The sequence below is a fragment of the uncultured Gelidibacter sp. genome, from assembly GCF_947500795.1.
Lineage (GTDB): Bacteria > Bacteroidota > Bacteroidia > Flavobacteriales > Flavobacteriaceae > Gelidibacter.
Genome location: NZ_CANMTE010000004.1, coordinates 307,799 through 319,877, shown reverse-complemented (window position 1 = coordinate 319,877; position 12,079 = coordinate 307,799). Strand labels below are relative to the sequence as shown.

The 12,079-nt window shown below is 36.5% G+C and carries 8 protein-coding genes; 4 read left to right on the top strand and 4 right to left on the bottom strand.

From position 1 onward, the window contains the following. Positions 1-151 precede the first annotated feature (151 nt). On the top strand, positions 152-994 hold the full coding sequence (locus Q0947_RS11620; RefSeq protein ID WP_299397464.1) for a rhomboid family intramembrane serine protease: 843 nt from the start codon (positions 152-154) through the stop codon (positions 992-994). A 279-nt stretch (positions 995-1,273) separates the two neighbouring features. Here Q0947_RS11620 and rlmB read toward each other — a convergent pair whose 3' ends face one another. The 4 genes from rlmB to Q0947_RS11600 all read right to left on the bottom strand — a co-directional run bounded on the left by rlmB (position 1,274) and on the right by Q0947_RS11600 (position 8,899). Next, positions 1,274-2,008 carry a 23S rRNA (guanosine(2251)-2'-O)-methyltransferase RlmB gene (rlmB, locus tag Q0947_RS11615; RefSeq protein ID WP_299397461.1) on the bottom strand — a complete coding sequence of 245 codons (735 nt, stop codon included), beginning with the start codon at positions 2,006-2,008 and terminating at the stop codon, positions 1,274-1,276. A gap of 165 nt (positions 2,009-2,173) precedes the next feature. Further along, entirely contained in the window at positions 2,174-3,610 is a 1,437-nt protein-coding gene (locus Q0947_RS11610) for a SusD/RagB family nutrient-binding outer membrane lipoprotein (RefSeq protein WP_299397458.1), read from the bottom strand. Between the two features lie 13 nt (positions 3,611-3,623). After that, positions 3,624-6,863 carry a SusC/RagA family TonB-linked outer membrane protein gene (locus Q0947_RS11605; protein WP_299397456.1) on the bottom strand — a complete coding sequence of 1,080 codons (3,240 nt, stop codon included), beginning with the start codon at positions 6,861-6,863 and terminating at the stop codon, positions 3,624-3,626. A 350-nt stretch (positions 6,864-7,213) separates the two neighbouring features. Next, positions 7,214-8,899, bottom strand: a complete 1,686-nt coding sequence (locus Q0947_RS11600; protein ID WP_299397454.1) for a ShlB/FhaC/HecB family hemolysin secretion/activation protein — start codon at positions 8,897-8,899, stop codon at positions 7,214-7,216. Positions 8,900-9,073: 174 nt separating this feature from the next. On the opposite strand from Q0947_RS11600, the gene rpsL reads away from it, so the two are divergent. Genes rpsL through fusA form a run of 3 tightly spaced genes read left to right on the top strand, consistent with a single transcriptional unit; the run spans position 9,074 to position 12,079 of the window. After that, positions 9,074-9,448 carry a 30S ribosomal protein S12 gene (gene rpsL / locus Q0947_RS11595; RefSeq protein ID WP_299397451.1) on the top strand — a complete coding sequence of 125 codons (375 nt, stop codon included), beginning with the start codon at positions 9,074-9,076 and terminating at the stop codon, positions 9,446-9,448. Between the two features lie 21 nt (positions 9,449-9,469). Further along, a complete protein-coding gene (rpsG, locus tag Q0947_RS11590) occupies positions 9,470-9,946 on the top strand; it encodes a 30S ribosomal protein S7 (RefSeq protein WP_133758911.1) in 477 nt (158 codons plus the stop codon). A 3-nt stretch (positions 9,947-9,949) separates the two neighbouring features. Next, the gene (gene fusA / locus Q0947_RS11585; protein ID WP_299397445.1) at positions 9,950-12,079 is read left to right on the top strand and encodes an elongation factor G; all 2,130 of its coding nucleotides are present in this window, start codon (positions 9,950-9,952) and stop codon (positions 12,077-12,079) included.

Sequence of the window (12,079 nt, the reverse complement as noted above, 5' to 3'; positions counted from 1 at the left end):
AAAAAAGTCGTGCTCTCGCGGCTCAATCTTTTTGTTGAAAAAACAAAAAGGATTTCAAACAAACCGCTCCATCACTCATGCAGTTGGGTGACAATATTTCATATTTTGCACAAATGGTTATAAATTTGATTAGAAACCATTAAATTTAACCATGAGCAATCAACAACATTTTAAATATTCAACAGGCGTTGTTGGTTATCCCATCTTTTTTCTGATGCTCATCTGGATCGTGTTTTGGTTACAGGTCCGCTTCTTTCCAGTCATTAAAACTTGGGGTATCGTTCCAGAAACAGTGGTTGGTCTACGAGGTATACTTCTGAGTCCGTTTATTCACGCCAATATTGAACACATATATCATAATAGCATTCCCTTAGTAGTCCTCTCTATGGCGCTGTTTTATTTTTACAGACCCATTGCTTGGAAGGTGCTGTTGTTTGGAATTCTACTGTCAGGGTTGATTACTTGGGTAATCGGTAGACCGTCAAATCATATTGGCGCCAGTGGACTCATCTATGTGTTGGTCAGTTTTATCTTTTTTAAAGGGATTTTCGCGAAACACTTCCGATTGATTGCCTTGTCCTTAATGATCATATTTTTATATGGAAGTATGATTTGGTATGTGTTTCCCATTAAGGACGGCGTGTCTTGGGAAGGACATTTAGGCGGACTCGTGACAGGTTTTGTGTTTGCCGTAATATTCAGAAAAGCTATTGCAAAACCGGATCGGTATGTATGGCAGGAACCCGAATACAATGAAGAGGATGATCCGTTTTTAAGACATTTTGATGAAAATGGGAATTTTATTGAAAATTTGGAAATTGAAGATGAAACTGAAATTGAAGATGAAACTGAAATTGAATTTGAAAATGAAAGCGAAAATCAATTAAAAGGGGGTAATCAAGCAGGCAATGAAGCACAAAATAAGGTTCAACAAAACGATAATACAAATCCGCCAAACATCAACTACATTTATAAGGAAACTCCAAAGTCATAAATATTTGTCACACTGAGCGCAGTCGAAGTGCTTGGTTGGGTAAATAGAGTAGAGGAAGGGACGTGTAAATTTTAGTTGGCAGTATTCAGTCTTCAGTAAGCAGTATTCAGTCTTCAGATGGCAGTAATTAGTTCACAATTTCAATTTCTGAATCAGAATGAAATCAGCAACTCGCCCGTACAGAAAAGGCACGTTCGGGCGGGTCAACAATCCTCAATCACCAATCTTCAATCTTCAACCTGCCCGTACCGAACTGGTACGTTCGGGCGGGTCACCAATCTAAAGTCTCTGTCTCACTACTTCGTATAAAAATGCACCACAGGCTACGGAAACATTCAATGATTCGATATCGCCTAAAATAGGGAGTTTGGCTTTGTCATCAACCACTTTTAAGATGGATGGATTGATGCCTTTACCTTCAGAACCCATGATAATGGCACAAGGTTCAGTAAATGAAACGTCATAAAGATTTTGATCCGTTTTTTCAGTAGCTGCAATTACTTTTATTCCAGAAGCCTGCATATAGAATACAGCATCCTTAATATGGTCTACTTTACAAATTGGAATTTTAAAAATAGCACCGGCACTAGTTTTTATAGTATCACCATTAACTGGGGCACCACCTTTTTTCTGAATGATGATTCCTGAAACACCAGTACATTCTGCCGTTCTGATAATCGCACCAAAATTACGGACATCACTCAATTGGTCTAAAAGAAGAAATAAAGGTGTTTTACCTGATTCCATGACGTTGGTTACCAATTCTTCCAATGGATAGAAACTGATAGGCGCAATTTGCGCTACAACACCTTGATGGTTCTTGTTGGTAAGTCGGTTGAGTTTTTCAACGGGCACGTAAGAGGAATTTAAACGTTCCTTATGCAACAATTGTTCTAACTCGGTAAATAGCTCTCCACGTAGTCCTTTTTGTAAAAAGATTTTATCAATGTTTTCACCAGACTTAATCGCTTCAATAACCGCTCTGATTCCAAAAATAGTTGTTTCATGTTCCATGGCGCAAAGGTATAAAATAAAGCCTCATATATTTAGTTGGACTGCAAAAAACAAAAGACAAAAAGCGATGTGTCTTTACAGGGACAGAAAAGTTAGGGTATAAAAAAACCTCTTAAATTTTTCAACTTAAGAGGTTTTAGATATTTGTAATAGATAATTAATTAATTAGTTAACATCCCAGAACAATTTGGTAGTTTGTTCGTCACCACCAATTGCTGCTGATGCCGCTGACCAATTTGCCTCATTAAGGTTTTGCTCATTAACAGGGTAAGTATATCTTGTTGGAACCGGAAGTCCAGATTCAGCTGGCAAGTTTAATGTTGGTACATCATAGGTTCTCCAAGCAGTCCATGCTTCGTATCCTCTGTTGTACATTGCTAACCAGAATTGTTTTCCAATTTTTTGTTTCCAAGTACCTGGAGCTGTTAAGTAATTAACACTTGGCTTAAGCAAGTAAGCTTCAACACCAGGAGCTCCCCAATCATCAAAAGATGCTTTGATACCATCGTTATAAAAACCTGCTGCCAATGCTGGTGTTCCAGATAAAGAACGCTCAGCTGCATCAGCTAAATAGAAAGATACTTCAGAATAATCTATTAAAGAAGCAGGGTTAGTGGGATCTAACATTCTGTCTCCAACGTGAGTGTATGAGCTATAGCTGTTATTGTCACCATAAGGTCCTCCAACATAAACACCAGCACCTAAGTTTTGGTCAAAGTAGTAAGGTCTTCTTGGATCTTCTAATGCATTCATAACGTCAACCAAAGTATTTGCAGCAACAAAGTCAGAACGACCAGATTGTACTAAATCAACCCACACAGGATTTGTGTTTGGAGTAGTGCTAGAATAAACTAACGATGCATTGTCAGCGTTAGATGTAAATACCCCACCACTTACAGCTGTTGTAACTGCTGCTTGCGCTAGAGAAGAAAAACCTGGAGCATCTGCAATTCTGATTCCCATTCTTAAAAGTAATGAGTTTCCGAATTTTTTCCATTTTGCAGAGTCACCTCCATAGATAGGATCTGCTGAACCAAAACCAGAATCAGTAATGTTTGGGATAGCTGCAGTTAAACGTGCTAATAAATCAGTATAAACTGTAGCAGCATCGTCATACACAGGTAAAACAAACTCATTTGGGCTTAAGGCTTGTGAGTAAGGAATATCTCCATAAGTCTCTACTAAGTGAGCCCAAGTGTATACCATAAGTATTTCTATTTGAGCATTTCTAGTATCCTTTTCTGCTTGAGTTAAACTAGCGTCGTCGTTTGTGTTTTCACGAGCAGTTTTCAAATCTAATAGAACATCTCTATACAACTCAGACCAATGGTTTTGAGTGATATTTCTTCCATTCAAATCAAAATTCGCCTCATCAGTATACGTAGTTTCTGTCCAGTGCTGACCTAACATTCTAAAAACGTTAAGGTTCACATTGGTACTCGTCATTTGATCATACAAACTTTTAGTAGCAGAATTAAATAAGAAGTCTGCTTGAACTTGAGTTGGATTTTTAGGATCTCTATTTAAATCTTCGTAGGCTTGGTCAGACTGACAAGACACTAAGGCTACGAAAGTTAAAACGGTTAATATTATTTTTTTCATAATTATTTTTTATTTAAAACTGTAGTTTAAGACTTGCACCTATTTCTCTAATAGAAGGGTAAGAACCTGATTGGTAACCTTGAACGTTACCAGAACTTAAACCTGCTTCAGGATCAGCATAAGGTGTGTTTTTGTCAATGATCCATAAGTTTCTACCGATTAATGAAATAGAAACACCTGTAAATGCCATTTGCTCTAATGCTTTAGGGCTAAGATTATAAGTTAAACTTGCCTCACGTAATTTTACGTAACCTGCATCATAAACGTGTGCAGCATTTGGAGTTCTAACATATCCCCAAGGGTTTGCATATGTAGTTGCATCAGCTCTAACATCGTTAGGAGAACCGTCAGCTTTAACACCGTCCAATAATACACCACCACTATTAGCAGCATAGTTACCTGGAGTTCCAACAACTGGATTTCTTACTGGGTTACCTAAGTCATTATTTCCTGCAGTAAAGTCATAAAGACCTGTTGCATAACCATACCAAGTATCTAATGAGAATACATTACCACCTTTTTGAACATCAATTAAGAAGTTAAAATTGAAGTTTTTGTATTTGAAGTTGTTATAAACACCACCTTTCCAGTCAGCATTGATATCTCCAATCACGTTGTTGTTAGTACCTGTAGTTTGGTAATATCCATTAGATCTGATTGTTTTTTCACCATTTGTGTAAACGAAATCAGTACCTCTAATAGTACCATATGGTTGACCTGGTGTAGCATTGATGGAAATACCACCTTGTAATGCTGCTAATTGTAAGTTGTCAATACCATTTAATAACTCAACAACTAAACTCTCATTTTTAGACCAGTTTGCAGTAATATCCCATTGGAAATCTTCACTTTTGATTGGTGTTAAATTCAATTGAACTTCCACACCTTTGTTTTCAATAGTACCTGCGTTCAATACAGCTGAAGTATAACCAGTTGCTGTAGATAATGGAATACTTGTAATTTGGTTGATGTTTTGAGTGTTATAGTAAGACACGTCAAAACCTACACGTCTATCTGCAAATTGCATCTCTAAACCTACCTCAAAACTTTCTTGTCTTTCTGGTAATAAGTCTAAGTTAGCTTGAGCATTAGGGTTTGAAGCAACACCACCACCATTAAATGGTGTACCAATACCAAATGTATTGAAAACTCTGTATGGGTTTGTATCACTACCTACCTCTGCGTAGTTAGCTCTTACTTTACCAAATGATAACCATCTTGCATCAATTAGTTGAGAGAACACTAAACTTCCTGATACCGAGTAGTACCCATATCTGTTGTTGTCTTTTGGAAGTGTAGAAGAACGGTCAGTTCTATAAGAACCTTCTAAATAAGCAAAATTGTCATATCCTAAACTTGCACGGATGTATTGACCATCAACCATAGTTGTAGCGTCATATTCCGCTGGAGCGTTGATTGGACTTACACTGTTAGACAATGCATAAAGACCTGCTAAGTTTAAACCACCGTTAGTTGCAGCAAAGATGCTGTTTTGAGTGTTTCTTCTAATGTTAACACCAAGGTTACCTTCTAAGTTTAATTTATCAGATAAGTCTTTGTTGAAATTCAACATCATGTCATAGTTGTACTCGCCAACACTGTTATTGTATCTTGTATATTCAGACACATCAGCACTACCTACGTTTGTTCTTTCTTCTTGTAACTCACTGTAGCTGTCAAAAGAGAATCTACCCATTACATCTAACCAATCAGTAATTTCATAGTTCAATGCAAAGTTACCGAAGTATCTTGAACGTGTATCAGTCTCATAGTTTTCATATAACGTCCAGTAAGGGTTATCTGAATAAATTGGACTTAAGTTGTCAGGACCATTTGGATTCCAAGTGATGTTTTCACGTGTAGAAAAATACGCTGCTTTTTGTTCTTGGAAATCGACGTTAGTTTGGAACCATTGTCTAAACTGTTGCATCACGTTTTTTGAACTATAACCAGTTCCATAACGACCTTTACCATCTGTTTTGATGAAGTTAAAAGTAGTAGACACTGTAAGTTTGTCGCTCAAGTCATGTGATCCAGAAAAATTAACAGTGTTTCTTTTAATTTCACTGTTTGGTAAATTACCTTCTTGTAATAAGTTAGTAAAACCTAATCTAAAAGAACTTTTGTCAGTTCCACCATCTAAGGAAACAGAGTTTACCGCTGTAATAGATGCTTTGTAGATTGAATTTGGATCATTTTTACCTGCTACCCATGGCGTTGCTTGTTGGTAAGTACTACCCAATTGAGGATAGATAGATGTCCATTGGTAAATCATTAAACTTGGATCGAATGCCGCACCGTAAGATGCATCTTCAGTAAATGGAGTGATTAAATCATCAATACCATCACCATTAACATCATACAATTCGAAAAATCCATCATCAGAAGAGTAATATGGACCGTAACCAGAACCATACTTTTTCTGATATGTTGGCAATGTTGAAGAATCAGCAGTACCCATTGTTAAACTTGAGCTGATAGTTACACCAAGACCTTTTTTAGCAGTACCTTTTTTAGTTGTGATCATTACCACACCATTAGAAGCACGAGAGCCATAAAGAGCTGTTGCAGCTGCACCTTTTAACACGTTGATAGACTCGATGTCATCAGGGTTAATGTCAGAAGCAGCATTACCGTAGTCATAACCACCTCTACCACTTCTTTGTCCAGAAGAGTTTGAGTTGCTGTTATCTACAGGAATACCGTCAATAACAAATAATGCTTGGTTGTTACCAGCAATAGAGTTGTTACCTCTAATAACTACGTTGGTAGAACCACCTAAAGTACCAGATGTTTTAATATCTAGACCAGCAACTTTACCGGATAACGAGTTAACGAAGTTAGAGCTTTTCACGTTCGATACAGCGTCCCCTTTAACTTCTTGGGTAGCGTAACCTAAACTTTTCTTCTCTCTTTTAATACCTAACGCAGTTACAACAACCTCATCTAATACAGATGCATCTTCTTGCATTGTTACGTTAATACTATTAGAAGCTCCTACTGTAACTTCTTGGGCTTTCAACCCCACGTAAGTAAAAGACAATACATCTCCTGACTTGGCGGAGATGGAGTAATTACCATCAAAATCCGTCTGTGTACCCGATGCGGTGCCTTTTACAATAATGTTAACTCCAGGAAGTGGTAAACCAGATTGATCTGATACCGTTCCTGAAATTGTTTTTTCTTGTGCAAACGTTATTTGCACAAAGAACGCTAGTAATAGCGTTAGAATTCCACTAAACTTTGTTTTCATATTTAAATTAATTTGAATTAGCCTGCCGTAAAAATGCTAATAAAAAGTTAAAAAAACAATTTAATTAACTATCAATTTCATTTGGAACCAAATTAAATTTTCTATATGGTCTTTGATTTTTCCATGCTTGAAGGTTCAATCTCTTGGAATACAGTTCTTTTGTTGGTCGAATTACTCACGAAAGAAGGATTAAAAAAAAAATTAAGGAATGGTTTTGCCTTTTAGGGCTAAATCTTGAAAATCTTTAGTGTTGATTTACAATAAATTGTGATTTGATCAATGGGCATGAGCCCAATGTATTTGTTAAATTAAGCTTAATTTTAACATTAGTGTTTGTTAAAGATTTGTTATCAAAAAGTGGCTGATAAACTGATATGGATTTTCGAGTTGGATAATTTTATAGGGTGATTTTCTGAACTGCCATTGCTGTAATTTAGTTTAAATAGGCCTGCTCGCGTGAGTATTCCAAATCCAAAACCCAATCCGAGAAGTTTGTTTTGCGTAGAAATGATCTGATTTTCGTAATAGGCGAGGTCAATAATTGAATTGACATATAAGCTATTGGTGAGTTTGTACCGGTATTCTGTATTAAGTACGCCAAAGAGATTTGCCATTAAACTGTTTTCTTCAAAACCTCTGATAGAATTAATGCCGCCAAACCGGAAGAGTTCATTCTCTAAAAACCGGTCTGAATTCAAAACCACCGCGCTAACATTAGTATAAATACTATTTCTAAAATTCAGATTGAATATTTTAAAAGTATTCAGTTCAAATTTTGTCTGTGTGTCACTTATACTCTTAATGGTTCTATTCCCAAATCCGGTAGAAAAATCAAACATGAAATTTATAGGAAATAGTTTATCGTACCGCTGCGGCGTAAGGTGGTTGTAGTTTATCGTATAAAATGTGGACTTAAAATCGGCAATGTTCAAAAAATGGGTGTCTAATAGGTTTGTCGAATTTAAAGATGTGATACCGATTGCTATAGTATTATTTGGATTGATTTGATAATCTGCTTTTGCAAATTGAGAGGTAGTTATAAAGGTAGAGTCCCTTTTGAAAATATTTAGACCAATTTGGGTGCCGATTGGTGATCCGAACAAATAAGGCAGTTTAGCTTTAACGTCGAATGTCTTTTGGTCGTTTTCATCGCTTTTATAGAGCACTCTAAACGACTCCCCATAATTAAGAGTATTGATAAGATTGAGATTTAAATAACCATCGAACTCTATTTTGTTGCTTTTGGTATTGGTGCCAAATCCTAAGAAACCATCAAAAGTGTTGCTTTTTTGTTTTTCTACATATATATATAGTATAGTAGAATCTTTTGTGAAGAGTACTTCTGGTTCTTTTATTTGAGTTGCAAAGTGTAAATTTTCTAAATCTAGCGTTTTCCGTTTGATGGTTTTTAAATTGAAGGGTTGTTTCGCTTGAAGTTTTAAATAACGTTTGACGTAAGCTTTGGGGAACTTGTCATAACCTTTTACAATAATAGTGTCAATTGTTCTTTTGTGAGTATCCTCAATTTTTAAATCGGCCACTAATATGCCGTTCTCTTTTTTAATGTTTATAAGTTGAAGCGTGGAAAATGGATCCCCATTATTCGCAATTTCAGTATTTAAATTCTGAAGCGAAGTTTCGAGTTTGTGTAATTCAACTTCAAAATAATTTTCTGTAATGGTATTGGAAATTGATTTCAGTATCTTTTCATTTAAACCGATGTCAAAATAAATTCGAGCTTTCTTATAAAGCACACCTAAATGATAGGTAGCAACAAATGATGAATCTGTAGTTTTTTCTAAATTGATAAATTGGCTTTCCAGATATCCATACTGTGTTAAGTTGGATTTGATTTTTTGAACTTCCTCATTAAGGGTGTTAAAATCACTAAATGCGTTTTGATAATTAAGCCCCTCCAAAAAATTAGTTTCCTCTTCAGTTTTACCATTTGCAGTAAGATGTAAAGTTTGAGCTAATAGTGTTGGAGATGAGAACCATCCAAAGAGAAAAAAAAATGAGAAGATTTTTAAAGTCATGTAAAACTTAAAGATTTTCAAAGCTAAAGGAAAAATTTATCTAAAAACAGGTTCAATGTTAAATAATCTACCAAAGATTTGAAAATTAATCAATTTACTTTTGAAAAAGCGAATTTATTTTCTACCTTTGCAGCCCTCAAAAGCGAGGAGTTAAACAAATTTATATAGAAATATATGCCAACAATTTCACAATTAGTACGAACAGGAAGAACCAAAATAGCCAAGAAGAGTAAATCGGTTGCCCTAGATTCGTGTCCACAAAGACGTGGTGTGTGTACTCGTGTTTACACGACGACACCTAAGAAACCTAACTCAGCAATGCGTAAGGTAGCAAGGGTTCGTTTAACAAACGGAAACGAGGTTAACGCATACATCGGCGGTGAAGGTCACAACCTACAGGAGCACTCGATAGTATTGGTTAGAGGTGGAAGGGTAAAAGATTTGCCAGGAGTTAGATATCACATTGTACGTGGTGCCTTAGATACCGCAGGTGTTACAGGTAGAACGCAACGTAGATCTAAATACGGAACAAAACGCCCTAAGAAGTAATTAAAACTTTAAGAAGAAGACATGAGAAAAAGAGCAGCAAAAAAGAGACCGCTTTTGCCGGATCCACGTTTTAACGATCAGTTAGTAACTCGTTTCGTTAACATGATGATGTGGGATGGTAAAAAGTCTGTAGCTTTTAAAGTATTCTACGATGCGATTGACATTGTAGAAGCAAAGAAAACTGACGAAGAAAAAACAGCTTTGGAAACATGGAAAGATGCTTTATCTAACGTAATGCCTCACGTCGAAGTACGTAGTCGTCGTGTTGGTGGTGCAACATTCCAAATCCCAATGCAAATTCGTCCAGACCGTAAAGTATCTACAGCTATGAAATGGTTGATTAGTTACTCACGTAAAAGAAATGAGAAATCTATGCCTGCAAAACTTGCTGCTGAAATTTTAGCTGCGGCCAAAGAAGAAGGTGCAGCTGTTAAAAAGCGTTTAGATACTCATAAAATGGCAGAAGCTAATAAAGCTTTCTCACACTTTAGATTCTAATATATGGCAAGAGATTTAACACTTACAAGAAATATAGGAATTGCAGCACATATTGATGCTGGAAAAACAACAACTACAGAACGTATCTTATTTTATACTGGTGTAAACCATAAAATTGGAGAAACTCACGAAGGTGCATCGACAATGGACTGGATGGAGCAAGAAGCTGAAAGAGGTATTACAATTACGTCTGCAGCGACTACATGTGATTGGACGTTCCCAAGAGAGAATGGTGAGCCAACTGAGGATGCTCAGTCTTACCACTTCAATATTATTGATACTCCGGGTCACGTTGATTTTACAGTTGAAGTAAACCGTTCACTACGTGTTCTTGATGGGTTAGTGTTTTTGTTTAGTGCAGTTGATGGCGTTGAGCCACAATCTGAAACTAACTGGAGACTTGCCGATAATTATAAAGTTCCAAGAATTGGGTTTGTTAACAAAATGGACCGTCAAGGTGCTAACTTTTTAGAAGTTAACAAACAAGTTAAGGAAATGCTAGGTTCTAATGCAGTGCCTATTGTATTGCCTATTGGAGATGAAGGAGATTTCAAAGGAATCGTAGATTTAGTTAAAAACAGAGCTATTGTATGGCATGATGATAACTTCGGATCTACTTTTGACGTGATTGAGATTCCAGCAGATATGAAAGATGAAGTTCGTGAATTTAGAGCGAACTTAATCGAAGAAGTAGCAAGTTACGACGAGAACTTATTAGAGAAATTCATGGAAGATGAAGACTCTATTACAGAAGACGAAGTACACGCTGCATTAAGAGCTGCTGTTATGGATATGGCAATCATACCAATGGTATGTGGGTCATCATTCAAAAATAAAGGAGTTCAATTCTTATTGGATGCGGTTTGTCGTTACTTACCTTCTCCAATGGATAGAGAAAGTGTTGTTGGGTATAACCCAGATACTGATAAAGAAGAAAGACGTAAGCCAAGTGTTAACGAACCTTTTGCTGCTCTAGCATTTAAAATTGCTACTGATCCTTTCGTAGGTCGTTTAGCATTCTTTAGAGCTTATTCTGGTCGTTTAGATGCAGGTTCTTACATCTTGAACAACCGTTCAGGTAAAAAAGAGCGTATCTCTCGTATCTACCAAATGCACGCTAACAAACAAAATGCTATCGATTTTATCGAAGCAGGAGATATTGGAGCTGCAGTAGGATTTAAAGATATCAAGACTGGTGATACTATGTCTGATGAGAAACATCCAATTGTTTTAGAATCAATGAACTTCCCTGATCCAGTAATTGGTATCGCGGTAGAGCCTAAAACTAAAGCTGACGTTGATAAAATGGGTATGGCCCTTGCTAAATTAGCAGAAGAAGATCCTACATTTACAGTAAGAACTGATGAATCTTCAGGACAGACTATTATTTCTGGAATGGGTGAGCTTCACTTAGATATTATTGTAGACCGTATGCGTCGTGAATTCAAAGTTGAGGTTAACCAAGGTGCACCACAAGTTGAATATAAAGAGGCAATTACTAAAACTGCACAACATAGAGAAGTTTACAAAAAACAATCTGGTGGTCGTGGTAAATTTGCTGATATCCAATTTACATTGGAACCAGCTGAAGAAGGTAAAGTAGGTTTAGAGTTCATTTCTGCAATTAAAGGTGGAAACGTTCCTAAAGAATTTATCCCTTCAATTGAAAAAGGATTTAAAATGGCTATGGTTAACGGTCCATTGGCAGGCTACGAAGTAGATGCTATGAAAGTGACGTTAACTGATGGATCTTACCACGATGTGGATTCTGATCAATTATCGTTTGAGTTGGCTGCGAAACTTGGATTCAAAAATGCTGCAAAAGCTGCAAAAGCTGTTATCATGGAACCTATCATGAAGATTGAGGTGATTACACCTGAAGAAAACATGGGTGACATTGTAGGAGATTTGAATAGAAGAAGAGGACAAGTAAATGATATGGGTGACAGAGCTGGCGCTAAAACTGTAAAAGCAACTGTGCCATTATCAGAAATGTTTGGTTATGTAACTACATTAAGAACATTGTCTTCAGGTCGTGCAACATCAACAATGGAATTTTCACATTATGCTGAAACACCTTCTAACATATCTGAAGAAGTGATTAAAGCAGCTAAAGGAGGCGTAGAAGCTTAA